The 23,747-nt window shown below is 42.5% G+C and carries 26 protein-coding genes; 16 read left to right on the plus strand and 10 right to left on the minus strand.

The window, feature by feature from the left end; translation table 11 throughout:
• The first annotated feature begins 70 nt into the window (after nucleotides 1-70).
• From pepA to M1F17_RS18520, 4 genes are all read left to right on the plus strand, one after another.
• Nucleotides 71-1,582: a leucyl aminopeptidase gene (gene pepA / locus M1F17_RS18505; RefSeq protein WP_004264329.1), complete on the plus strand. Its 1,512-nt coding sequence runs from the start codon at nucleotides 71-73 to the stop codon at nucleotides 1,580-1,582.
• A 257-nt stretch (nucleotides 1,583-1,839) separates the two neighbouring features.
• Nucleotides 1,840-2,289, plus strand: coding sequence for a DNA polymerase III subunit chi (locus tag M1F17_RS18510; RefSeq protein ID WP_094961630.1), 450 nt, complete (start codon nucleotides 1,840-1,842; stop codon nucleotides 2,287-2,289).
• Between the two features lie 37 nt (nucleotides 2,290-2,326).
• A complete protein-coding gene (locus M1F17_RS18515) occupies nucleotides 2,327-5,197 on the plus strand; it encodes a valine--tRNA ligase (protein ID WP_172412245.1) in 2,871 nt (956 codons plus the stop codon).
• 158 nt (nucleotides 5,198-5,355) lie between these two features.
• Complete coding sequence (locus M1F17_RS18520; RefSeq protein WP_004264338.1) at nucleotides 5,356-5,850, plus strand: GNAT family N-acetyltransferase; 495 nt, start codon at nucleotides 5,356-5,358, stop codon at nucleotides 5,848-5,850.
• A gap of 68 nt (nucleotides 5,851-5,918) precedes the next feature.
• Here the strand turns inward: M1F17_RS18520 and rraB are convergent, their stop codons facing one another.
• Complete coding sequence (gene rraB / locus M1F17_RS18525) at nucleotides 5,919-6,332, minus strand: ribonuclease E inhibitor RraB (RefSeq protein WP_172412242.1); 414 nt, start codon at nucleotides 6,330-6,332, stop codon at nucleotides 5,919-5,921.
• 169 nt (nucleotides 6,333-6,501) lie between these two features.
• Here rraB and argF point away from each other — a divergent pair, with 169 nt between their 5' ends.
• Nucleotides 6,502-7,527: an ornithine carbamoyltransferase gene (argF, locus tag M1F17_RS18530; RefSeq protein WP_004264341.1), complete on the plus strand. Its 1,026-nt coding sequence runs from the start codon at nucleotides 6,502-6,504 to the stop codon at nucleotides 7,525-7,527.
• 118 nt (nucleotides 7,528-7,645) lie between these two features.
• Here the strand turns inward: argF and M1F17_RS18535 are convergent, their stop codons facing one another.
• The 4 genes from M1F17_RS18535 to phnW form a co-directional block, all read right to left on the minus strand.
• Entirely contained in the window at nucleotides 7,646-7,798 is a 153-nt protein-coding gene (locus M1F17_RS18535; RefSeq protein ID WP_153673787.1) for a hypothetical protein, read from the minus strand.
• A 94-nt stretch (nucleotides 7,799-7,892) separates the two neighbouring features.
• Entirely contained in the window at nucleotides 7,893-8,432 is a 540-nt protein-coding gene (locus M1F17_RS18540) for a hypothetical protein (RefSeq protein ID WP_318837109.1), read from the minus strand.
• 151 nt (nucleotides 8,433-8,583) lie between these two features.
• A complete protein-coding gene (gene phnX, locus M1F17_RS18545) occupies nucleotides 8,584-9,393 on the minus strand; it encodes a phosphonoacetaldehyde hydrolase (RefSeq protein ID WP_094961635.1) in 810 nt (269 codons plus the stop codon).
• A 9-nt stretch (nucleotides 9,394-9,402) separates the two neighbouring features.
• Nucleotides 9,403-10,506 carry a 2-aminoethylphosphonate--pyruvate transaminase gene (gene phnW / locus M1F17_RS18550; RefSeq protein ID WP_094961636.1) on the minus strand — a complete coding sequence of 368 codons (1,104 nt, stop codon included), beginning with the start codon at nucleotides 10,504-10,506 and terminating at the stop codon, nucleotides 9,403-9,405.
• Between the two features lie 139 nt (nucleotides 10,507-10,645).
• Here phnW and phnR point away from each other — a divergent pair, with 139 nt between their 5' ends.
• From phnR to phnV, 5 genes are all read left to right on the plus strand, one after another.
• Complete coding sequence (gene phnR / locus M1F17_RS18555; RefSeq protein ID WP_004905839.1) at nucleotides 10,646-11,365, plus strand: phosphonate utilization transcriptional regulator PhnR; 720 nt, start codon at nucleotides 10,646-10,648, stop codon at nucleotides 11,363-11,365.
• 127 nt (nucleotides 11,366-11,492) lie between these two features.
• A complete protein-coding gene (locus tag M1F17_RS18560; protein WP_094961637.1) occupies nucleotides 11,493-12,506 on the plus strand; it encodes a 2-aminoethylphosphonate ABC transporter substrate-binding protein in 1,014 nt (337 codons plus the stop codon).
• Nucleotides 12,507-12,512: 6 nt separating this feature from the next.
• Nucleotides 12,513-13,622: a 2-aminoethylphosphonate ABC transport system ATP-binding subunit PhnT gene (gene phnT, locus M1F17_RS18565; RefSeq protein WP_096864319.1), complete on the plus strand. Its 1,110-nt coding sequence runs from the start codon at nucleotides 12,513-12,515 to the stop codon at nucleotides 13,620-13,622.
• Between the two features lies 1 nt (nucleotide 13,623).
• Nucleotides 13,624-14,484, plus strand: coding sequence for a 2-aminoethylphosphonate ABC transporter permease subunit (gene phnU / locus M1F17_RS18570; RefSeq protein ID WP_004905842.1), 861 nt, complete (start codon nucleotides 13,624-13,626; stop codon nucleotides 14,482-14,484).
• Nucleotides 14,485-14,486: 2 nt separating this feature from the next.
• Nucleotides 14,487-15,284, plus strand: coding sequence for a 2-aminoethylphosphonate ABC transport system, membrane component PhnV (gene phnV, locus M1F17_RS18575; protein ID WP_094961639.1), 798 nt, complete (start codon nucleotides 14,487-14,489; stop codon nucleotides 15,282-15,284).
• A gap of 61 nt (nucleotides 15,285-15,345) precedes the next feature.
• Here phnV and M1F17_RS18580 read toward each other — a convergent pair whose 3' ends face one another.
• Nucleotides 15,346-15,702 (minus strand): hypothetical protein, encoded by a 357-nt coding sequence (locus M1F17_RS18580; protein ID WP_036958764.1) that lies wholly within the window; start codon nucleotides 15,700-15,702, stop codon nucleotides 15,346-15,348.
• A gap of 443 nt (nucleotides 15,703-16,145) precedes the next feature.
• On the opposite strand from M1F17_RS18580, the gene pyrB reads away from it, so the two are divergent.
• The 5 genes from pyrB to nrdG all read left to right on the plus strand — a co-directional run bounded on the left by pyrB (nucleotide 16,146) and on the right by nrdG (nucleotide 21,116).
• Entirely contained in the window at nucleotides 16,146-17,081 is a 936-nt protein-coding gene (gene pyrB, locus M1F17_RS18585) for an aspartate carbamoyltransferase (RefSeq protein ID WP_004907510.1), read from the plus strand.
• 12 nt (nucleotides 17,082-17,093) lie between these two features.
• Nucleotides 17,094-17,558, plus strand: a complete 465-nt coding sequence (gene pyrI / locus M1F17_RS18590) for an aspartate carbamoyltransferase regulatory subunit (protein WP_004905852.1) — start codon at nucleotides 17,094-17,096, stop codon at nucleotides 17,556-17,558.
• A gap of 162 nt (nucleotides 17,559-17,720) precedes the next feature.
• On the plus strand, nucleotides 17,721-18,107 hold the full coding sequence (gene ridA, locus M1F17_RS18595; protein ID WP_004907508.1) for a 2-iminobutanoate/2-iminopropanoate deaminase: 387 nt from the start codon (nucleotides 17,721-17,723) through the stop codon (nucleotides 18,105-18,107).
• Nucleotides 18,108-18,508: 401 nt separating this feature from the next.
• On the plus strand, nucleotides 18,509-20,647 hold the full coding sequence (gene nrdD / locus M1F17_RS18600; protein WP_318837110.1) for an anaerobic ribonucleoside-triphosphate reductase: 2,139 nt from the start codon (nucleotides 18,509-18,511) through the stop codon (nucleotides 20,645-20,647).
• Between the two features lie 4 nt (nucleotides 20,648-20,651).
• Nucleotides 20,652-21,116, plus strand: coding sequence for an anaerobic ribonucleoside-triphosphate reductase-activating protein (nrdG, locus tag M1F17_RS18605; protein ID WP_096864323.1), 465 nt, complete (start codon nucleotides 20,652-20,654; stop codon nucleotides 21,114-21,116).
• On the opposite strand, the gene M1F17_RS18610 is transcribed toward nrdG, so the two are convergent.
• The gene (locus M1F17_RS18610) at nucleotides 21,113-21,550 is read right to left on the minus strand and encodes a YhbP family protein (RefSeq protein WP_241098175.1); all 438 of its coding nucleotides are present in this window, start codon (nucleotides 21,548-21,550) and stop codon (nucleotides 21,113-21,115) included. The two genes, nrdG and M1F17_RS18610, sit on opposite strands and share 4 nt — an antisense overlap.
• Before the next feature lie 290 nt (nucleotides 21,551-21,840).
• Nucleotides 21,841-22,092 (minus strand): multiple stress resistance protein BhsA, encoded by a 252-nt coding sequence (gene bhsA / locus M1F17_RS18615; RefSeq protein ID WP_004905862.1) that lies wholly within the window; start codon nucleotides 22,090-22,092, stop codon nucleotides 21,841-21,843.
• 270 nt (nucleotides 22,093-22,362) lie between these two features.
• On the opposite strand from bhsA, the gene M1F17_RS18620 reads away from it, so the two are divergent.
• Nucleotides 22,363-22,701 carry a GIY-YIG nuclease family protein gene (locus M1F17_RS18620; protein WP_004905864.1) on the plus strand — a complete coding sequence of 113 codons (339 nt, stop codon included), beginning with the start codon at nucleotides 22,363-22,365 and terminating at the stop codon, nucleotides 22,699-22,701.
• Here M1F17_RS18620 and M1F17_RS18625 read toward each other — a convergent pair.
• Both M1F17_RS18625 and ubiT read right to left on the minus strand, forming a co-directional pair.
• Complete coding sequence (locus M1F17_RS18625; RefSeq protein ID WP_004905865.1) at nucleotides 22,674-23,177, minus strand: GNAT family N-acetyltransferase; 504 nt, start codon at nucleotides 23,175-23,177, stop codon at nucleotides 22,674-22,676. The two genes, M1F17_RS18620 and M1F17_RS18625, sit on opposite strands and share 28 nt — an antisense overlap.
• Nucleotides 23,171-23,695, minus strand: a complete 525-nt coding sequence (ubiT, locus tag M1F17_RS18630; protein ID WP_094961643.1) for a ubiquinone anaerobic biosynthesis accessory factor UbiT — start codon at nucleotides 23,693-23,695, stop codon at nucleotides 23,171-23,173. Before ubiT ends, M1F17_RS18625 begins: the two co-directional genes overlap by 7 nt.
• Nucleotides 23,696-23,747 lie beyond the last annotated feature (52 nt).

Below are 23,747 nucleotides of genomic sequence, written 5' to 3' on the forward strand. Positions count from 1 at the left end.
GAGGTAGATCATGCGAAACGCTAATTTTAGCGGGAGCATCGGCCTTTGTCTTTAAGATTCAGGAGAACGCATGGAGTTTAGTGTAAAAAGTGGTAGCCCGGAAAAACAACGCAGCGCTTGTATTGTTGTCGGAGTCTTTGAACCACGCCGTCTGTCCCCAATTGCTGAACAGCTGGACAAAATCAGTGACGGATATATCAGCGCCCTGCTGCGCCGCGGCGAACTTGAGGGTAAAGTAGGGCAATCCCTGCTACTCCATCATGTACCCAACGTTCTGTCTGAACGCATTCTACTTATCGGTTGCGGTAAAGAACGCGAATTAGATGAGCGCCAATTTAAACAAATTATTCAGAAAACAATCAGCACATTGAATGAAACTGGCTCAATGGAAGCCGTCTGCTTCTTAACTGAATTACACGTTAAAGGCCGCAATAATTACTGGAAAGTGCGCCAAGCCGTCGAAACAGCCAAAGAATCACTGTATGTGTTTGATCAACTGAAAAGTAATAAAACAGAACATCGTCGTCCACTGCGTAAACTGGTTTTCAATGTGCCAACTCGCCGTGAATTGACCAGTGGTGAACGTGCTATTTCCCATGGTTTAGCGATTGCTTCAGGTGTTAAAGCGGCAAAAGATTTAAGTAATATGCCACCAAATATCTGTAACGCAGGTTATTTAGCGTCTCAAGCACGTCAATTAGCAGATATTTCAGACAGTAAACTAACCACGCGAGTGATCGGCGAAGAGCAAATGAAAGAGTTAGGAATGAACGCCTATCTCGCGGTGGGTCAAGGTTCACAAAATGAATCGCTGATGTCCATCATGGAATATAAAGGCAATCCAGATCCAGACTGCAAACCTATCGTACTCGTAGGCAAAGGGTTAACCTTTGACTCTGGCGGTATTTCAATCAAACCATCCGAAGGCATGGATGAAATGAAATACGATATGTGCGGCGCGGCTTCTGTTTACGGTGTAATGCGCTTTATCACTGAATTGCAGTTGCCAATTAATGTCATTGGGGTATTAGCAGGCTGTGAAAACATGCCTGGTGGGCGTGCTTATCGTCCGGGTGATATTCTTACTACCATGTCTGGGCAAACCGTTGAAGTCCTCAATACGGATGCCGAAGGCCGTTTAGTTCTGTGTGATGCACTCACCTATGTTGAGCGTTTTGAACCTGAGCTAGTTATTGATATCGCGACCTTAACAGGGGCTTGTGTCATTGCATTAGGCAGTCACTACACTGGGTTGATGTCAAACCACAACCCATTGGCTCATGAGTTATTAAACGCATCAGAGCAAGCGGGTGACCGTGCATGGCGTCTACCACTGGCTGATGAGTATTTTGACCAAATCACGCCTAATTTTGCTGATTTAGCCAATACGGGTGGCCGTCCTGCTGGTGCTATCACCGCGGGTTGTTTCTTGTCTCGCTTTGCGACGAAATATAACTGGGCACACCTTGATATCGCAGGGACTGCTTGGCGTTCAGGCGCAGCAAAAGGCGCTACTGGTCGCCCTGTCTCCATGCTAGCGCAGTTCTTATTGAACCGTGCAGGCCTTAATGGTGATGAGTAATCCCATTTAGCGCTTTAGCTGTACATCACTTGTAAAAATATCCCGATGAGCATTTATGCGACTCGGGATATTATTTTTGGTTTTTTGATACACCAAGAAAGCCATTTTGAGGCAGCTATAAAAAAGGTTATAATTCAACATAGACATAATTCTGCGCTTGGTCACCAAAAACGCGTAGCCCACATCCCATACAAAAGTATGTGACTAAGGCGAAAGTGCGTAGCCAACACCCCTACAAATTGAAGTATGACGGGTATATGAAAAAAGGTACATTTTACCAACTAAAACAGGCATCACCACATCCTGAACTTGAAGCCCATGAATGGCTAGCTTGTGAGCTTGCCGCACAAATGTGGCGCAGTGGAAAGCGTGTTTTAGTTGCTTGCGAAACACAGCAACAAGCTGAAAAGATTGATGAGGCCTTGTGGCAACGCGATCCACACCAGTTTGTCCCGCATAATTTGGCGGGTGAAGGGCCGCGTTATGGTGCACCGATTGAAATTTGTTGGCCTGCTAAACGGGGAAATACCCCACGTGATATCCTGATTAATTTACAAAATCAGTTCGCAGATTTTGCCACGGCTTTCCATGAAGTGGTAGACTTCGTACCTATTGATGAAACTTTAAAACAGTTGGCGCGTGAGCGGTATAAAACTTACCGTAGCGTCGGCTTCAATTTGACTATGGCGGCGCCGCCAACTTACTGAATACAAAAAGATAATGGAAAAGAAACCAGATAGCCCAATGAATGAGCCTTCGCTCGATAAAACGTATAACCCCGCAGAAATTGAGCAATCTCTATATGCTCACTGGGAGAAAAGCGGTTATTTTAAACCTAATGGGGATACCACCCAAGACAGCTTCTGTGTTGTCATTCCACCACCGAATGTCACTGGTAGCCTGCACATGGGGCACGCCTTCCAACAAACCATCATGGATACGATGATCCGCTATCAACGTATGCAAGGTAAAAATACCTTATGGCAAACGGGAACTGACCATGCAGGTATCGCAACTCAGATGGTTGTTGAGCGTAAAATTGCAGCAGAAGAAGGTAAAAACCGTCACGACTACGGCCGCGATGCGTTCATTGACAAAATCTGGGAGTGGAAAGCGGAATCCGGCGGTACAATTTCACAGCAAATGCGCCGTTTAGGCGATTCTGTTGATTGGGATCGCGAGCGTTTTACTATGGATGAAGGCTTATCTAAAGCCGTTAAAGAAGCGTTCGTTCGCCTTTATAAAGAAAACTTGATTTATCGTGGTAAGCGCTTAGTTAACTGGGACCCAAAACTGCACACGGCAATTTCTGACTTAGAAGTTGAAAATCGTGAAATCAAAGGGTCTATGTGGCACCTGCGTTATCCATTGGCTGATGGCGCAAAAACGGCTGAAGGCAAAGACTATTTAGTGGTCGCAACTACCCGTCCTGAGACCATGTTAGGAGATACCGGTGTCGCCGTTAACCCTGAAGATCCACGTTATAAAGATTTAATTGGTAAAGAAATTATTTTGCCAATCGTTAACCGCCGTATTCCAATTGTTGGTGATGAACACGCTGACATGGAAAAAGGTACTGGCTGTGTGAAAATCACTCCAGCTCATGACTTTAATGACTATGAAGTCGGTAAACGCCATCAGTTAACAATGATTAACATGATGGACTTAGACGGCAACGTTCGTAACGAAGCGGAAATTTTCGATACCAACGGTAACCCATCTACCGCTTATAGCTGCGAAATCCCAGAAGCTTACCGTGGAATGGAACGTTTTGCAGCGCGTAAAGCTATCGTCGCAGAATTCGAACAACTTGGCCTGCTGGTTGAAGTGAAACCTCATGACCTGACGGTGCCTTACGGTGACCGTGGTGGTGTGGTTATTGAGCCTATGCTAACCGACCAATGGTACGTGCGTACCGAGCCTTTGGCTCGTGATGCCATTAAAGCCGTTGAAGATGGCCGTATTCAGTTCGTTCCTCGTCAGTACGAAAACATGTATTTCTCTTGGATGCGTGATATTCAAGACTGGTGTATTTCTCGCCAACTGTGGTGGGGCCACCGCATTCCTGCATGGTATGACGAAAAAGGCAATGTCTACGTGGGTCGCGATGAAGACGAAGTTCGTCGTGAAAATAATCTAGGTGCGGATATTGCTCTACGCCAAGACGACGACGTACTGGATACGTGGTTCTCTTCCGGTCTGTGGACATTCTCTACTCTCGGCTGGCCTGAAAATACCGACGCACTGAAAACATTCCATCCAACAGATGTATTAGTCAGTGGCTTCGATATTATTTTCTTCTGGATTGCCCGTATGATCATGATGACCATGCATTTCATCAAAGATGAAAACGGCGAGCCACAAGTGCCATTCAAAACCGTTTATATGACAGGCCTGATCCGTGATGAAGAAGGCCAAAAAATGTCGAAATCCAAAGGGAACGTTATCGACCCATTAGATATGATTGACGGTATCTCTTTGGAAGATTTACTTGAAAAACGTACTGGCAACATGATGCAGCCACAATTGGCTGAAAAAATTGCTAAACGTACTCGTAAAGAGTATCCAGAAGGGATCGAAGCCCATGGTACTGATGCACTACGCTTCACTTTGGCGGCATTAGCGTCAACAGGCCGTGATATCAACTGGGATATGAAACGCCTGTCCGGCTATCGCAACTTCTGTAATAAATTATGGAATGCGAGCCGTTTCGTTCTGATGAATACTGAAGGCCAAGATTGTGGTCAAAACGGCGGCGAAATAAGCTTCTCACTGGCTGACCGCTGGATCATGGCGCAATTCAATCAAACAGTGAAAGCTTACCGTGAAGCGTTAGATACTCACCGTTACGATATCGCAGCGGGTATTTTGTATGATTTCACATGGAATGAATTCTGTGACTGGTACTTAGAGCTGTCTAAACCTGCTGTTCATAAAGGTAACGAAGCACAAGTACGTGCGGCTCGCTTCACCTTAATTGAGGTATTAGAAGGCTTACTGCGCCTTGCTCACCCAATCATTCCATTTATCACTGAAACCATCTGGCAGCGCGTCAAAGTGGTTAAAGGTATTGATGCCGATACCATTATGTTGCAAGCGTTCCCTGAGTTCGATGCGGCTAAAGTGGATGAGCTCGCGCTAAGTGACCTTGAGTGGATCAAAGAAGCCATTATTGCTGTACGTAATATTCGTGCAGAAATGAATATCTCTCCAGGTAAGCCACTGGATGTGATGCTGCGTGGTGCTTCTGCTGATGCAAAACGTCGCGTTGAAGAAAACCAAAGCTTTATCAAATCAATGGCACGTTTAGAAAGCATCCGCGTACTGGCTGATGGTGAAGAAGCACCGGTTTCTGTCACTAAACTCGTTGGCGGTGCAGAGCTGCTGATCCCAATGGCTGGCTTAGTCGATAAAGACGCAGAACTGGCTCGTTTAGATAAAGAGCTGGAAAAAGTGGTGAAAGAAATCGAAACCATTGAAAGCAAGTTAGCTAACGAAGGTTTTGTGAGCCGTGCGCCTGCTGCCGTTGTTGAAAAAGAACGTGAACGCTTAACTGCCAATATTGAAGCAAAAGCTAAAATTGAAGCGCAAAAAGTGACCATCGCCTCTTTGTAATTATTAATTAGCTAATCATTTTTAAGCCCTTATCGATTCGTTGATAAGGGCTTTTTATTCGAGTATCATCAAATGACTGCGTTCGCAGTTCTCAGATTGAAGTTCCCTTCTGGTTCTCTCTACACTGAGTTGTACACAATAATAATCAAGAGTTTCACATGACAACACAAAACTACAAAATTCGTCCTATCGAACAACAAGATAACGCAGGTATTGCCGCGGTAATCCGCGAAGTTTCTGCTGAGCATGGCTTAACCGCAGACAAAGGCTTTGCTGTTGCTGACCCTATTTTAGATACCTTATTTGAGGTTTATAGCAAACCGCGCAGTGCTTACTGGGTGGTGGAAATGGATGGCGAAATTGTTGGCGGTGGCGGTGTTTCACAAGTCGCGGGAGGCGATAACGATACGGCAGAATTACAGAAAATGTATTTATCTTCCGTGCTACGTGGCAAAGGCTTAGCAAAACAAATCGTACTGATGTCACTGGAATTTGCTAAAGCGCAAGGCTACACTCGTTGCTATTTAGAAACAACCAAAGAACTTCAAGCTGCTATTAAGTTATATGAAAAATTAGGGTTTGAATTTATTGATGAACCGTTAGGAAATACGGGTCATAGTGACTGTGAAATTCGTATGTTAAAGGCATTATAATTCTACGCTAAACAAAAAAGGATAGTTTTTAGCTATCCTTTTAAGTAATTATATGATGCGACTAATAATTAATGCACGCGATCTTCAGGGTCAACATCATCACCGTCTTCGTCGTCATACTCTGCATCTGGGTCTTCAAAATACGTGCCCCAACCATCATAGTTGATGCCCATTTTTTCAGCCAACTTCATTAATTGCTCAACCTGTGCGTCAATCAGCTCTGCATTTAAAGCACTTTCACTGATTACATCGCAACACATCAGGGTTTCACCCGTTTCAATTTCGAGCTCTTCTGCATCCGTGACTTCATAGCCTAGTTTAAAAGCTTCAACGGCTGCTTTCTCTAACAGAGCAAAGTTGTCCGCAGAGAAGTGATGCTCAATCGCATACAATGCATCAGGATCGCTACCATCTTCCAGTAATTCCTCGATGATCAAGCGAGTTTCTTCGTACTGCGCATCGAGTTCAGCTTTATCTACCATATCCACACCCCTTTTGTTTCTTTGTCGCTCATCTTTCTTTGCGCCATTCTCCCACACGGTTGACAGTGAAACCATATATTTAAAGATAATTTCTTTTACATTGGGGGTTGATTTTGAATTTTTATGAATATAAATTGAATATTAATTCAAATCAAAAAGGCTACCAATTATGAATCCCCTATATAATAAACCTTTTTTAAGGTTACTTGATTTTACTTCTAGCGAAATTCATTCACTTTTAAAACTCTCTTCTTGGTTAAAATCAGAAAAAAAAGCGGGCACAGAGCAGCCCCTCCTTTCAGGGAAAAACTTTGCCCTTATTTTTGAGAAAGACTCAACACGGACACGCTGTGCATTTGAAGTTGGAGCATTTGACCAAGGTGCTAGAGTCACTTATTTAGGGCCTTCTGGTAGCCAAATCGGCCATAAAGAAACCATGAAAGACACCGCTAGAGTGTTGGGTCGGATGTATGACGGTATCCAGTACCGTGGATTCGCCCAAAACACGGTAGAACTCTTAGCCGCGCATTCGGGAGTGCCTGTATGGAATGGATTAACTAACGAATTCCATCCCACACAGTTATTAGCCGATCTGCTGACTATTCAAGAGCACCGACCAAATACGCCATTCTCAGAAATTAAATTTGCCTATTTAGGCGATGCGCGTAACAACATGGGCAACTCGATGTTAGAAGCTGCTGCTCTCACAGGTTTAGATTTACGCCTTGTTGCGCCAAAAAGTTGCTGGCCAGAGGAAGACTTAGTGAACACTTGCCAAGCACTAGCTCAAAAAACGGGTGCGAAAATCACGCTCACGGAAGATGTCGCCGAAGGCGTTAAAGATGCTGATTTTATCTATACCGATGTGTGGGTATCGATGGGAGAAGCCAAAGAAGTATGGGCACAGCGCATTAATTTATTAAAACCATACCAAGTGAATATGAATGTGATTAAGCTCACTGGCAACCCAAATGTGAAGTTCCTACATTGTTTGCCTGCCTTTCATAATGAAGACACCACATTGGGCGCACAATTAGCTAAAGAATTCAATATGTTTGGTGGCTTAGAAGTCACGGAAGAAGTCTTTGAATCGCCTTATAGCATTGTCTTTGACCAAGCAGAAAACCGTTTACATACTATCAAAGCGGTGATGGTGGCGACATTAGCGCCAGAATTGCCTGTTAATATATTTTAATTATGCTGCTCTGTAGACATCAATTTAAGCAAAGGATGTCTACAGAAAAGTTTGACGAGTTAGAAGTGGCTATCAGGGATAGATCAGGCGCTACAACAAAATTACATTGTAAAAATCTTTATTTTTGAAGCGTTGATATCACTTTCTTTTTTTGACCAGTAACTTCAGGGGCTGTTGTTCTAAACCGGTCAGACATTAGTACTTTAGCATTCGCTAACATAATATCGCGCATTTCTTGAGGCGATAATCTTTCAACCTTATTATTCCCCATAAATCACCCCGTATCATTAATGTTCACAAGCTGTATTGTATCAAATTCCACAATAATTTTACAGCATGGTGAAAAATAGACTATTTTAATAGCACTATTGATTCGACAGTAATTCCGTAAGTAACGATAGCTGAATTAATTGCAAAGCGTCACTGGTTGCAAACATAACATTTTCATCCCTTAATAATTTGAAACCAAACTTTTGATAATGTGAGATCAAGCCTTCATCAGGTTCAATAATATAAATGGCTTTACTATCTGGATATTGAGTAAGGAAAAAAGTTACCGCAATAATAACTAAAGTAGTTAAACGCCCATTTAGAGGGTGCTCTGGGAGGTCTCGCACAAAAGACTCAATCAAAAAAATATGTAAGTCGCCACGCTTAGTCGCGTAAACACCAAGTACTGCACCATCAATTTCAGAACCTTTCTCTAATCTGAACCCCATATGAAAGCTGTCTTCACTGAGAAAATGTCCAAATTTGCTAAGCCAATTTAACACAGACCGTTTATCTCTCACTAAGGACTCAAAGTCATCTTCTGATAGCGTACTTACTTGTAAATCTAAGAGAGCTTCATCAACAAACTCCTGTAAAAAATCGACTGTTTTATGTAGATTAGACTCCGAAGACACATGCGACTCCCTATATTGTTATCCGTTATACTCTGCTCCTCATACCTCACCTGCAAAAATATTTTGGCCTACTTTGCTGAAAATTTATATCAAATAAAAGTAGGCCATTCAGATAGAAAAAAGTGATTAATAAAGAAATAATATATACTGATTAGGATCTTTCACCATTAGCCAATCGGCTATTAATTATTTCAATAACTGATGGCAAATCAGCTAAAGTATCAATCACATAATGAGCGCCAGCAGCATATAGTTTCTCTGTGGCTTGTTGTTTCAACGCGTTAACTTCATCAATTGGCATCCCTTGATATTCTTCCCATGTTTTACCAAATTCATTACCCGAAACCGATAATCCAACGCTCCACATTCCCGCATTGCGCCCTTCTTCAATTCCGGGAACGGCATCATCCACTTTGATACAAGCGGATACGGAACCAACACCTAGCTCAATGACGTTCTGTAATGCCATCCAAGGTCCCGGACGCCCACCAGCAAGGAGGTCATCACTTGCTATCCAGTAGTCGGGTTGGTAGCCCAATGCCTTTGCAGCTGGAACTAACTTTTCCATCACGGCACGAGGGTAACCTGAACAAGAGCCAATTTTAATACTTTTGTTGCGTAATGTAGCGATTGTGTCGACAACTCCAGTGATTGGTGTTGCAAAGTCGATAACTTTCGCAATTTGCAATGGCATAAAGGCCGCGTAGATTTTATCGATATCCTCACTACTCATTGAGCGGCCAAACTTTGCGTTCCATAAAGCGTCTACTTCAGGCAATTTACCCAGTGCTTCAATATGTTGCCATTTTCCTAGTCCCATAGGAATGCGCGCTTGAGCCAATGTAATATTTATATCAAACACAGATTTAAATGCTTCGATGAAAATCTGAGTAGGAGCAAAAGAGCCAAAATCTACAGTGGTACCCGCCCAATCAAGGATAACGGCTTCAATACGGTTCATTTCTTTTCCTTATTTTTCCCAGTAAATGGCTTTTTTTATTGCTACCAACAATGCATCAATGTCTTTTTCATAAACTTCACCAATATTTCCAATACGGAAACAATCACTTTGCGAGACCTTGCCCGGATAAATGACAAAACCCTGAGATTTTAAACTCTGATAAAATTGCTTAAATTGGTAATCAGATGAATTTGGTGAGTAAAATGCGGTGATAATTGGCGAATGAAGGCTATCTTCTAACAACGTGGTAAAACCTAATTTACGCATACCGGACACCAACTTGTATTGATTCCCTTGATAACGTTGAAAGCGAGCGGCTACGCCACCTTCTTTAGCTAACTCCTTGAGTGCTTGGGCAAATGCTAATACAGTATGAGTTGGAGAAGTAAATCGCCATTTACCTTGGAAATCTTCCATACAGCGCCACTGTGCGTATAAATCTAGCGATAATGAACGAGAGCGCCCCTTACAACGTTCAAGCGCCTCGGTACGGGCGATAACAAAAGCAAACCCCGGAACCCCTTGAATACATTTATTCGCAGAACTAATTAAAAAATCAATGTTAAGCTCAGCAATATCCATGGGGACCCCACCAAAACTGCTCATTGCATCCACGATATAGCGTTTTTGATACTGCTTCGCTAATTTCGCGACTTTTTCTATCGGGTTTAAAATCCCTGTCGTAGTTTCACAGTGCACCATCGCAATATGAGTGATTTGGCTATCTTGTCGCAATAACTGTTCAATCTGTTGCACATCTGGCAACGACACTTCACCGCAATCATAAACACAATGAGCCACACCCAATCGCTGAGCCATTTCAGCCATTCGAGCACCGTAAGCGCCATTACTGATAATCAAAACTTTCTCTTTATCACCGATTGCACTACCTAAAACCGCTTCAACCGCATAGCTTCCACTTCCTTGAAGCAGGACCGAAGAATACCCTGCTTTGGCCGTTGCCAGTGCCACTAATTGTTGACGAATATTTTGTACAACGCCTAAATTATAATCATCATCCCATGTACAGCTATCAAACAGCATGGCTTCTTTCACCGTTTTAGACGTCGTAAGCGGCCCCGGTGTTAATAGCAAATAATTATTGTTTGTCATTCAATTTACCTATTGGTCTATACCAGATTTCCATTATAATGGTCGTAGGCTGCTCAAAAGGTCAAAGGAAAAGTGCTCGTGAAACAAAAAATTCATATAACTATGTATAATATGACTGAAACAATGACAGGAAATAACCATGAAATTATCAGCGGATGAAGCCCCGCAATATCTGCTTATCAAAGCCCAATTACAGGAAAAGATTCAAAATGGCTCGCTAAAATGTGGTGATAAACTCCCCTCGGAACGCGAACTTTGTGCCATTTTCAATACCACTCGTGTCACTATTCGCGAAAGTTTGGCACAGCTAGAATCCAGTGGGGCAATTTACCGGTCTGAACGTCGTGGTTGGTTTGTCACACCTGAGCGCCTTTGGTTAGACCCAACCCAAAATACTAATTTCCATAAACTTTGCCTCGAACAAGGTCGCCAACCAAAGACAGTTTTACTGGATGGAAAAGTTATTACCGTTCCTCTCGAAGCTATGGAGCCGTTAAAACTTCAATCATTTGAACAAATTTATTTACTCACCCGCCTACGTTTTGCTGATGACAGGCCCGTTTGTTACTGTGAGAACCATTGTTTACCAGCTCGCGTTCCTGAACTGCTACGCCACGACCTCAACGGCAGTTTAACGGAAGTGTACGAAGCTCATTTCAATTTAATCTATACCAGTATGCATTTGTCTTTCTACCCAACGGCAATGCCTGCCCAAGCGGCACAAGCACTGGGGGTTACGGTTGGCCGTCCAGCCTTATTGTTGCAACGCTTAAACTATGACCAACATGGGCGAATTTTAGATTATGATGTTGAATACTGGCGCCACGATAGCTTGCGCATCGAAGTCGATACTTTGTGATTATTTCTATTTATAGAAAATAATTTTATCTATTTAGCTGCATTTCATCTTTCTGTCATATAAACCCGTTAGCGTAAAAAACATCTGGTATATACCAGAATACATTTTACCTTAACAGGAGATAACCATGAAACGCACCTACTTAGCTGGTCTATTAATGGCAACCCTTTGCTCTACCTCTGTTTTTGCCGCTGATGTTGTGACTGTTTACTCCGCTGATGGCCTGCACGATGGCAACAACAGTTGGTATAAAAATCAGTTCGAGGCGTTTACCAAACAAACAGGCATTAAAGTACAATATGTCGAAAGTGGTTCAGGGGCGATAGTTGAAAGGCTCGCTAAAGAACGCACCAATCCACAAGCCGATGTGCTTATTACCGTTCCGCCTTTTATCCAACGTGCCGCAAAAAACCAGTTATTAGCTGAATTTATGCCAGAAAATGCAGCAAATATTCCTAATTCAAATCACTTTTACACGCCGTTGGTCAATAATTACCTGACCTTTATCTATAACGCTAAGCTGCTTAAGTCTCCTCCTGAAAATTGGGACTCCCTACTCGATTCTCGCTTTAAAAATAAACTTCAATATTCAACACCGGGACAAGCTGGGGATGGTACTGCAGTGATGTTACAAGTTTTCCACAGTTTTAATGGCAAAGACGCAGGGTTTGATTATCTCGGTAAGTTGCAGGCTAATAACGTTGGCCCATCCGCCTCGACAGGTAAGCTTACCGCCCTCGTGAATAAAGGGGAGCTCTATGTCGCTAATGGCGACTTACAAATGAATTTATCCCAAATGGTACGTAACCCTAATGTCCAAATTTTCTGGCCAAAAGATGCCAATGGGGAACGTAGTACACTGGTTTTACCTTATGTTGTCGGCTTAGTTAACAACGGCCCTGAAACCGAAAACGGTAAAAAACTCATTAATTTCCTGCTGGATAAACCATCACAAAGCCGTGTTAGTGAGCTTTCATGGGGTATGCCTGTTCGTTCAGATATCACACCATCTGATAAGCAATACCAGAGCGCTGTCCAAATGTTAGAAGGTGTGAAAACTTGGCAGCCTAATTGGGATGAAGTTGAAGTTTCCCTATCCGATGATATTTCCCGTTGGCAAAAAGTCACTGATGGTGAGTAACTTGTGATGTTGATGAAACGAAAAGCCACTACTGCAATGCAGCAAACCGAGCACTCTGGGATCACATTAGAGTCTTTACGTGTCTCATATCATAATAATGTCGTGCTAAAACCTTTAGATTTAACCATCGACTCTGGGGAAATATTGGTGTTGATTGGCCCGTCTGGTTCAGGAAAAACCACGGTATTGCGAGCCATTGCGGGGTTTGCTCAACCTGACAGCGGGCGCATCTTATTAGGTGATATGGATATCACCCACCTTCCCCCATACCAACGCGGACTCGGTATGGTTGTACAAAATTATGCGCTATTTCCCCATATGAAAGTGGAAGAGAATGTCGCATTTGGCTTACGAGCTCAGAAACAACCTAAAGCACTCATTAACGAGCGAGTCATTGAAGCCCTTAAAATCGTCGGAATGACGGATTACGCAACCCGCTACCCTCACCAACTTTCAGGGGGGCAGCAACAGCGAGTTGCGATTGCTAGAGCGATAGCCGTAAGGCCTCGTGTTCTGTTACTCGACGAACCGCTTTCCGCACTAGATGCGCAAATTCGTCATAATATGGTTGAAGAAATTGCCCGTTTACACCGCGAACTGCCCGATTTAACTATTCTTTATGTGACTCATGACCAAACTGAAGCTCTCGCACTTGGTGATAAAATTGGCATTATGAAAGATGGCTACTTAGTCGCACATGGTGAGAAAAATGCCTTATATCACCGCCCACCCAACCGTTTTGCTGCTGAGTTTTTAGGCCGAGCCAATATTCTAGCCGCTACTGCGCTTGGTTTTTCAACAAGCCCTGGAAAAGTGAATGTCAGTTGTGGTGGAACATTGTTGGAGGCTCATACATTAGGCATGCGAGCAGGCACTCACAAATGGGTGTGTATCCGCCCACAGCACATCACGCTAGTACCAAATTCCAATGCCACCAATCAATTACAGGCCACATTGACGTCTATTCGCTGGCAGGGGGATTTAACGCATTTAATTTGTGATGTTGCTGGTGAAACCGTGAGTGTTGCCATCACCCATTTGGCCTCACCGCCTAAAATAGGCGACAAACTCACTTTATGGTTTTCACCTGCGGATACCGTTTTAATTGAGGAATAACATGTCACATATTAGCGTGCCAAAAGGTTCATCAATAACGATAAAGCCCATTTATTGGATATTGCCGCCACTACTGGTGTTAGTTACGTTGTTTTTTTATCCCTTATTGTTGATAGCCCAACAAGCACTACAAAATGAGGCGGGTAGATGGGGGTTGGATGCATTTTGGCAACTTATTGAGTCAAAACGCTTTATTAATGGGTTATGGAATACACTCTACATTGCCATTTTGGCCACCTTAGGTTGCCTTGTGATAGGCAGTGTATTGTCACTGATCTTAGTGTTTATTCCTTTTCCGGGAAGCCGTTTTATCACGCAAGTGATTGATACTTTTATTGCTCTACCGACCTTTTTGATTACCCTAGCTTTTACCTTCATTTATGGTTCTGCAGGGCTACTCAATGGCACCTTGATGGCATTGTTTGATTTAGAATTCCCCCCCGTTGAGTTTCTTTATTCTATCCATGGGGTGATTTTGGCAGAAATTACCGTTTTTACCCCGTTAGTCATGCGTCCCCTTATGGCGGCACTGCGGCAAATCGACAAAAGCCAGTTAGAAGCGGCAAGTATTTTAGGCGCACACCCTGCACGGGTTATCGCGCAAGTTATTTTCCCTGCGGCGCTTCCCGCTTTATTAGCAGGGGGTAGCCTGTGCCTGCTGTTAACCACCAATGAATTTGGCATCGTACTGTTTATCGGGGCGAAAGGCGTCAATACCTTGCCGATGATGGTATACAGCAAGGCAATATTAGAGTCAGATTATACCGTGGCATGCATGATTGCCTTAATTAACATCTTGCTTTCACTCGGGTTATTTTTCCTATACAGAATGGCGACCACTCGCCTTGGGGTAAGGAATTAATTATGTTGATTTGGTCTAAAAAAGGACGAGCCACTGCCACTATCATTGCCATCAGCTTATTTGGTTTATTGTTTTTACTGCCTTTAGTAATGATTTTAATGTCGAGTTTCAGCCGCCAATGGAATGGCATTTTACCTTCAGGCTTTACTTTTGAACATTTTGTGAATGCGTTTAGTGGGCCAGCTTGGGATGCCATTTTATCCAGCCTAGTGGTTGGTTTTAGTGCCAGTCTATTTGCGCTGTTTTGTGGGCTTTGGGCTGCGTTAGCACTAAGAAGACACAGTGGGAAAATACAAAAGTGGCTGAGTATTGCATTTTATCTCCCCAGCGCTATTCCTTCTGTGTCTATTGGGCTTGGGATCCTTGTAGCATTCAGCCAAGGCTATTTACAGATGAACGGCACTTTTTGGATTGTATTTAGTGCTCATTTTGTGTTGATTTCTGCTTTTACGTTTAGCAATGTTTCCACTGGGTTAACCCGTATTTCTCCCGATATTGAAAATGTGGCTTTTAGCTTAGGCGCTTCTCCTTGGTATCGTTTATGCCATGTCACCCTACCACTATTGATGCCATGGATGATTTCAGCATTAGCATTAAGCCTATCACTGTCCTTAGGGGAACTTGGTGCCACAATGATGTTATATCCCCCCGGCTGGGCGACATTACCTGTTTCCATTTTCAGTTTAACCGATAGAGGCAATATTGCTGATGGTTCGGCACTAACGATTGTATTAGTTTCGATTACATTATTACTAATGATGAAATTAGAGAAAGTAGCAAAAAGGCTTGGGCAAAAATAAAAGTTATCACGCTAAATAGCCAAGTAACCTCTACCTACTGGGCTATTTAGCGGCCTGTATACTATTCCCACATATACTTATCTTTTTTTGTCCAGCCTTTGGATACCATACATTCCAAGTAATAATTATTACGGGTATCTTCATTGACATCAATCACATAGCTTTCCATAACTGGTGTTTGTTCTTTATAAGTTTTGTCTTTTCCACAATCATCATCTTTTTTGCATTTTTTTTCGACATAAGACATAACAGAGCGCTGCGCAACTTCATTTTTGATTGGGTACAAATGAAGGGCTTCGGGTTTACAAACTGCATTCGCCTCAGCTTGAGTGAATTTTGAGCCACCGGAAACAGGTACCCAAACAGATGAACAGCCAGAAAGAAGGAATGCCAATAGAATAAAAAGTCGTGATTTCATAATGATCATATTTAATTAAAAAGAAAAAATATCTTACTCGTACATAAAATGTGTGTAAATAAATGTACTGTATATTCAATCATGTGATTTAATTTTGGTTTAAAAAACACCAATGCTCAGCACATTCCCTATTGAGAGATACTATTTCTCCCATTTTTCAGTTAGTTCAAATATTCACCAAAACGCAAAAATAAAAAAAATATATTTTTCTTTATGCAAACGCTTGCGTCATAGAATGAGATGCGTATAATGCGCCACAATTTGCCGGGAGAAACCATGAACGCTGCTGCTCTATTTTTTACAGAGAACACCTCCACTGCACTGCCTTCTGGCGGTCTGGACAGCCTGTTTTTCCCCTTCTTATTTATAGAAAAGCCCCTCAATTGAGGGGCTTTTTTTTGGCCTATAGACCTAACATGTCTTGCTGACACAGGAGAACAACAATGCCGAATCCTTTATACCACCGCGATATCATCTCGATTAATGATTTAGACCGTTCAGACCTTGAATTAGTGCTTAATGTTGCGGCTTCATTAAAAAAACAGCCGCAACCTGAGTTTCTAAAACATAAAGTCATCGCAAGTTGTTTCTTTGAGGCCTCTACACGCACACGCTTGTCATTTGAAACGGCTATCCATCGTTTAGGCGCTTCCGTTGTTGGTTTCTCTGATAGCACCAACACATCCCTCGGTAAAAAAGGGGAGACATTAGCCGATACCATTTCTGTTATCAGCCAATATGTCGATGCTATTGTCATGCGCCATCCGCAAGAAGGTGCCGCTCGCCTCGCTAGCCAGTTTGCAGGCCACATTCCTGTCATTAATGCAGGCGATGGTTCAAACCAACATCCCACACAAACATTACTCGACTTGTTTACTATCCAAGAAACGCAAGGCCGTTTAGAGAACCTGCAAATTGCCATGGTCGGTGACCTAAAATATGGCAGAACCGTGCATTCCTTAACCCAAGCACTGTCTAAATTTGAAGGCAATCACTTCTACTTTATTGCCCCTGAAGCGCTTTCAATGCCAAACCATATTCTGCACATTTTAGAAGAAAAAGGCGCAACCTACAGCCTGCATAATAATATTGATGAAGTGATGCCAGAACTCGACATTCTGTATATGACCCGTGTACAAAAAGAGCGCCTCGACCCCTCTGAATACGCGAATGTGAAAGCACAATTTATTTTAAGTGCGGCTGACCTGCATTGTGCAAAACCGAATTTAAAAGTCTTACACCCACTACCACGGGTTGATGAAATCGCAGTTGATGTGGATAGCACACCTTATGCTTACTATTTCCAACAAGCAGGAAATGGGATTTATGCAAGGCAGGCATTGTTATCTCTAGTTTTAAATAAAGAATTAGCTATCTGAGGAGGACATACCATGACACAAGATCATAAATTACAAGTTGAAGCAATCAGCCACGGTACCGTTATTGACCACATTCCTGCTCAAATTGGTTTCAAATTACTAAAGTTATTTAAACTAACAAAAACAGATGAACGCATCACAATTGGTTTAAATTTGCCATCAAGCAATCTAGGTAAAAAAGACATTATCAAAATCGAAAATACCTTTTTAACCCCAGAGCAAGCTAACCAATTAGCCATGTATGCCCCTGAAGCCACCGTTAACCGTATTGAAGATTACCAAGTGGTAGAAAAACTTGAACTCACACTGCCTCAGTATATCGACAATGTGTTAATTTGCCCAAACAGCAACTGTATTAGCCATAATGAGCCAGTATCGAGCAGTTTCCGCGTGAAAAAAATCGGCAAAGAAGTCGCACTGACGTGTAAATTCTGCGAAAAAGAGTTCGATAGAGACGCTGTGATCAATAACCAATAGGTTGTTTTTGCGTAGACTGCGGTGTTGTGTAGGTGCAATCCATGTTTATAATGGCGCCTAACACCCCATAAAGTTATACTCAAAGTCACACTAAGCCACAAACACCGCTGTGGCTTGCCATATGACGAGTATTTTTTCTTTACGTGATGAAACGGAGTAGTTATGTCATACGAAATCAATACAGAAAACGCACCAGCAGCGATCGGTCCTTACGTTCAAGGCGTAGATTTGGGTAGTATGGTTATCACATCAGGGCAAATCCCTGTTGACCCTAAAACGGGTGAAGTGCCTGAAGATATCGCAGCACAAACTCGCCAATCACTGGCTAACGTAAAAGCAATTTTAGAAAAAGCTGGCTTAAGTGCGGCTAATATCGTGAAAACAACGGTATTTGTAAAAGATTTAAATGACTTTGCGACAGTGAATGCAACCTACGAAGAATTTTTCAAACAACATAATGCACCATTCCCAGCGCGCTCTTGCGTTGAGGTTGCTCGTCTGCCAAAAGACGTGAAAATTGAAATCGAAGCAATCGCAGTACGTAAATAACGATTAATTCGAGCCAAACACCCCATGCTTTGGGTGGGGTGTCTTTCATTACTTCCTACCCCCGATACAGAATAACCTCCCCGCCACAATGGTCATTTTCATGGTTTACAAATAAAGAAAATCACATCTCTTTTTTTATTTAGCTCACTGAAATGAATATTGGCAACTGAAAAGATTTATTTCCTCTGCGCTTTTGATCTTCATACAAATTATTTTTTTCTTTGTTTTAAATCAAATGTTGGCGATCTAAATAAAAGCAAAATCCCACATATTGTGCTTTAATTACACCAAATGACACAACATATAGTATTTATTCACATTTTATCCACAGATTAGTCCCCGTGATAAACATGGCGAATAGCTGAAGTCGTATTGTGGATAACTTAACAAGGAGAATGCCCGTGGGAACGGTTGTTATAAAAAGAGATGGTTGTCAGGTCGGTTTTGACCTTCCACGAATTCAGGAAGCCGTTAAACGTGCAGCGGCTGCTGTGAATGTTAAGGATGACGATTATTGTCTTCAGGTTGCTTCTGTTGTCACAGAGCAGCTTTGCAGCCGTGACCGAGTGGATATCGCTGACATTCAAGATGCTGTCGAAAACCAATTGATGGCAGGGCCTTATAAAGACTTAGCCCGTGCTTATATTGAATATCGCCACGATAGAGACAGCGAACGCGAAAAACGCAGCCAATTGACACATGACATTCGTGGGCTAATCGAACAAAGTAACGTCTCTTTACTTAATGAAAACGCCAATAAAGACAGTAAAGTGATCCCGACACAGCGCGATTTACTCGCCGGTATTGTCGCTAAACACTATGCAAAACAACATATTTTGCCGAGAGATGTCGTTATCGCACACGAACGTGGTGAAATTCACTATCATGATCTCGACTATGCGCCGTTCTTCCCGATGTTTAACTGTATGTTAATTGACCTTGAAGGCATGTTAACTAACGGGTTTAAAATGGGAAATGCAGAAATAGAGCCACCAAAGTCTATTTCAACCGCAACAGCTGTTACAGCACAAATTATTGCACAGGTTGCGAGCCATATTTATGGGGGCACAACCATTAACCGTATTGACGAAATTTTAGCGCCATATGTCGCTATCAGCTACGAAAAGCACCTAAAAGTCGCCAAAGAATGGGGAATAGCAGACGCAGAAGGTTATGCACACAGCCGCACCGATAAAGAGTGTTACGACGCCTTTCAATCCTTAGAGTATGAAGTCAATACGCTTCACACCGCAAATGGCCAAACCCCGTTTGTCACCTTTGGTTTTGGTCTCGGAACCTCTAAAGAAGCACGATTAATTCAGCAATCTATTCTGAAAAACCGCATTGCGGGACTTGGTAAAAACCGTAAAACGGCCGTTTTCCCTAAGCTCGTATTTGCAATTAAAGATGGCCTAAACCATAAGCTAGGCGACCCTAATTACGATATCAAACAACTCGCTTTAGAGTGTGCCAGTAAGCGCATGTACCCCGATATTCTTAACTACGACCGTGTCGTTGATGTTACTGGGTCATTTAAAACGCCAATGGGCTGCCGCAGTTTCCTTGGTACCTATGAAGAAAATGGGCAACAAATTCATGATGGCCGCAACAATTTAGGCGTTATCAGCCTCAATTTGCCTCGTATTGCTATCGAAGCTCAAGGCAATGAAGATGCATTTTGGGCATTACTGGATGATCGCTTAGCTATTGCCAAAAAAGCCTTAATGACTCGCATTGCCCGTTTAGAAACCGTAAAAGCACGTGTTGCGCCAATTTTATATATGGAAGGCGCTTGTGGAGTTCGCTTAAAAGCGGATGATAACGTCGCTGAGATATTCAAAAATGGTCGTGCATCTATTTCTTTAGGTTACATTGGGTTGCATGAAACCATCAATGCACTTTTTGGCACACAGACTCATGTCTATGATAATGAAAAATTGCGTGAAAAAGCCGTCGAAATTGTCAGCCACTTACGCCAAGCCACTGATGAGTGGAAAGCCAAAACAGGCTATGGTTTCAGTTTATACAGCACACCAAGTGAAAACTTGTGTGACCGTTTTTGCCGTCTCGATACCGCTGAATTTGGTGTGATACAAGGTGTTACCGACAAAGGCTACTACACAAACAGCTTCCACTTAGATGTTGAAAAACAGGTGAATCCTTACGATAAAATTGATTTTGAAGCACCTTACCCTGCACTCGCGAATGGCGGTTTTATCTGTTATGGCGAATACCCAAACTTACAACATAATGTTAGAGCCTTAGAAGACGTGTGGGATTACAGCTATCAACATGTGCCTTATTATGGGACTAACACCCCCATTGATGAGTGTTATGAATGCGGTTTCTCCGGTGAATTTTCCTGCACCAGCAAAGGTTTTACCTGCCCGGCTTGTGGTAATCATGATACTAACCGCGTTTCAGTTATCCGCCGTGTCTGTGGCTATTTAGGCAGCCCAGATGCAAGGCCATTTAATGCAGGAAAACAAGAGGAAGTCAAACGCCGTATTAAGCATTTAGGTAACGGCCAAATAGGTTAATGCCATGAATTATCACCAATATTATCCTGTTGATGTGGTCAATGGCCCCGGAACCCGCTGTACACTGTTTGTGGCAGGGTGTGTTCATCAATGCCGTGGTTGCTACAACCAAAGTACATGGCGAGTGGATTCAGGTGTGCCATTCACCCAAGAAATGGAAGACCAAATTATCCAAGACTTGCAAGACACGCGTATTCGTCGACAGGGATTATCCCTGTCCGGCGGAGACCCGCTACACCCAGCCAATTTGCCTGCAGTGCTCAAGTTGGTAAAACGCGTTAAAGCAGTTTGCCCAGATAAAGACATCTGGTTATGGACAGGATACACATTGGGTGATTTAACGCTTGAACAGCAAAAAGTGGTGAGTTTTGTCAATACCGTGATTGACGGTAAATTTGAGCAGGATTTACATGACCCGCGCTTAATTTGGCGCGGTAGCTCAAATCAGGTGATCCATAGGCTTCGTTAAATTTGGCATTCCCAATATAGCTTGGTGCCAAAACCTAATTTATTATCCACCATTTTGACATTCTGTAAGTGAAGCTGCCAAACTGGCAGTTTCGCTGCTATTGCCACAGGGAAGCGGCGGCAGTAGAAACCGCGAGCAAGCTGTGCTTCCTCACTTTCTAATATTTTAATTTCACCTGTAAATTGAATACCTTGTATTGTATTCACGGCTTTAGTTTGCGCCGATATTGTGCCAGCCACTTGCGGGTTAGCCACCATCAATTGCCCATGCTTGGAATTCGGGTCTGTCATTAAAATCAGACACATCGTTTTCGCATCAAATGCATAGTAACAACTGGCAGGCCAGATATCATTGTTGTGATGAGCAAAAAGGGAAAAAACGTGTTGGCGAGCAATATAGCGTTGGATGTGTTTTAAAGTTTGTTCAGACGTCATAGCGGTTTCCATATAAACCCGTTCAGAACAAGCTTTCGGGTTACCCCTAAGCTTGCTTAAACTGTTCTGAACGTAGGCATAAAATTCGCTATTACTATACTCTAACTAGCTGAAATATTAACCTAAATGTTTTTAGACTTATACGCCAACTAAATTCGAGTATTTATTCTAAATAATTCGTGGTACAGCTAGGCGGCAAGTGAACGAGACGCTAGGAGCATACATAAGTATGTGACTAGTGCGAGTAAACGTAGCCAACAACGCTGTGACGTGAATTATGACGAATAAAATTACTTATAAATAGCTGCAGTACCACTCATGCTATTCTCACCGCCAGCAGAAATCACACGGAATGAAGTTGCGCCAGCTTCATCAGCTTTTTTGGCTAATTGTGCGGTCAGGTCATTTACACTCACAGCACCCGTTACTGAGACATAACCAGCTGCAGGCTGATTAGTATGTTGAACTTCTTCAGCCGCCATTGAACCAAATGAAACAGCACCTAAAGTTAAAGCAGCAGCTAATAATGTTGATTTTTTCATTGTATATACCTTCTTGTAAAATTGATTTTTAGTTGGGATTTTTACTGTCCCTCTGTGATATGGATCATATTATGCGCTTTATTTTGAAAAGAAAATTAGCTAATTTTGCTATAGTTATTCAAATAATTTGAATGCCAACTTAGGTTGAGGTTACAACTTTGTGACAGTTTTATATCATTTTTTATTTAAATTTTAATATGTTATAAATATCTTACTTAACGAATATATTCGTTGTTAACCTAATGTTTTCTTCTTATAAATCAGCACAGAATGATAAAAACAACCCTAGAAAAAAAACAATCAAAACAAAGTGATTGGTATCTTTACTTAGTAAGAGAGAAAAATAATGCCTTGTATTGTGGTATCACCACCGATGTACAACGTCGTTTTGAGCAACATAAGGCAGGAACAGGGGCAAAAGCATTGAAAGGAAAAATGCCACTAGAACTGGTATTTTCTTGTTTTATTGGTTCTCGCTCAGCCGCGTCAAAAATAGAATATCAAGTTAAGCAACTGAATAAAAAGATAAAAGAAAGGCTGGTCATTGACCAGCCTGATGATTTAACTGACTACTTAGCTAACTATAAATTATTGAAGTGTGAAGAGTAAGTCACCAAACCTTGGTGTTCCCCGATTTCGCCATTTTCTAAGCCACAAACCAAAAAATGAGCCTGTTGTTCAGGCCATTGGCAGCTTACGCCGTGGCTTGAAGCCGGTTCAAAACCAAAACGCGAATAGTAGCGTTCATCTCCCAGTACAACGACAGCACCATAACCAAACTCATTAAGGCTATCTAACCCTTCATAGACCAGTTTTTCTGCGATCCCTTGGCCTTGATGCGCTTTACTTACCGCTAATGGCGCAAGACCTACCCATTGTACGTCTTCGTCGTTAACATCAACGGGTGTGAAGCCAACATAGCCAATCACTTCACCATCATCATTTGTTGCCACAACCCCGAGAGTTAACAAACCATCCTCACGCAAATGTTGAACAAGGTTAGCTTCCGCTTCAGTTGGAAATGTTTCACGCAATAATTTATCAATACCCATTGCATCGACAGGGATTTCAACTCGAATTAGCATGAAGTTAACGCAGGCGATTTAGGCTCTGCGTCCTCAGCTTCATTCACGGTTTTAATCACATCGGCTAATTGTAATAGAGCAAAACGCAGCGGTGCTGGCATGTTTTCGAGTTCGAAAGCGTCCATTAAATTCTTCACATAAAGTCCGAGCTCAGTATCCCCTTCAATCACCAATCTACGTTGGAAAAAGAGCGTATCGGGGTCTTCTTTACGCGCGGCGATCAGTACCAGATCATTCGCATTACCACTCACACTAACATCAGCCTCTGCATGCTGTTTTACAGACAATTGACCATCTTGCAAACTGATAAACCAGACTAATGCTAAGTCACGAACTTCAACTTTTAGCCATTTGTCTTCGAGAAAATCAAGTTCCCCTTCTTTTACTGATTCGCGAAATTGCCAACTTAGCAACTGCTCGAGAACCTGACGCTGTAATGCGAATGGGGTCACTTTTAAAGGCAGTTTCAAAAATGAAGGGCCTTTTGTGATGAGTTGAGAACGAATTTTACCTAACACAGTACTGACTCCCGTAGTAATTGTCTGCCCGTTTTCGTGTAACTACTTAACC

Origin of the sequence: Providencia sp. PROV073 (genome assembly GCF_033688125.1) — a bacterium.
Lineage (GTDB): Bacteria > Pseudomonadota > Gammaproteobacteria > Enterobacterales > Enterobacteriaceae > Providencia > Providencia hangzhouensis.